This window comes from Paenibacillus sp. OT2-17 (genome assembly GCF_009827695.1).
Taxonomy (GTDB): domain Bacteria; phylum Bacillota; class Bacilli; order Paenibacillales; family Paenibacillaceae; genus Paenibacillus; species Paenibacillus polymyxa_B.
This window is the reverse complement of the sequence record NZ_WUDQ01000917.1, coordinates 1-906: the sequence shown is the minus strand read 5'-3', so window position 1 is coordinate 906 and position 906 is coordinate 1. Positions and strand designations below refer to the sequence as shown.

Sequence of the window (906 nt, the reverse complement as noted above, 5' to 3'; positions counted from 1 at the left end):
CGATTTTGTTAAATGGGAGCAAACGATGTTAGCGAGTGCAGAAGGGGAGAAGTATCGTTCCTACTGGACACAACAGCTGTCAGGTGCTTTACCGACCCTGGAGCTGCCATATGACCGCTCTGTTTTTCCGGCTCAAAGCATGGAAGCACAAACATATTCCAAGCCGCTTCCGCTTAAATGGGTCAAACGGGTAAAGTCTTTTGCCCAAGCGCAATATACGAGCTTGTCCACAGTCTTGTTAGGTATGTATGCGGTATTGCTTAACCAGTATTCGGGACAGGAAGATATCATTGTTGGAATGCCAGTTATGGTGCGCCCGGAGCAGCGTTTTGATAATTTAATCGGCTATTTTGTCAATATGCTTCCAATACGGAGCCAGATATCGGAAACAGAGACATTCCTGGATTTTATGAAAAAATTGCAGCTGACAGTAGTCGATGGAATGGATCATGCCTCGTATCCTTTTCCGGCTCTGGTCCGAGAATTGAATGTGCCGCGGAAGCAGACGAGCTCACCTGTTTTCCAAGCAGCCTTTTCTTATCAAAACTTCCTTCCAACTTCAAGCTTTCAGCAGCTTTGCAAGCCATATCAAGATATCTTTTTCGTCGAATTGGTTGAAGAAATTCACCAGGAAGGCGAATACGAGTTGGTATTGGAACTGCAAGAGCAGGAAGAGGAAATGATATTAAATATTAAATATCGCTCCAATTTGTTCGATCATTCAACCATCATACAGATGGCAGAGCGTTATATAGAATTAGCGGAAGCACTTATGGAGAATCCCGCTTGGCCCTTGGAGGAGCATTCATTACTCTTACCAGAGGAAAAGGACATCATCCTTAATGACTGGAATGCTACCGGAACAAGTTATCCTGATAAGTGCTTCCCTGAATTATTCGCAAAACA

General features: G+C 44.0%; 1 protein-coding gene. It reads left to right on the top strand.

Features of this window, described 5'->3' with window-relative positions; translation table 11 throughout:
• Window positions 1-25: 25 nt before the first annotated feature.
• On the top strand, window positions 26-906 hold an 881-nt coding region (locus tag GRP75_RS28165), incomplete at its 3' end, for a condensation domain-containing protein (protein WP_237449248.1).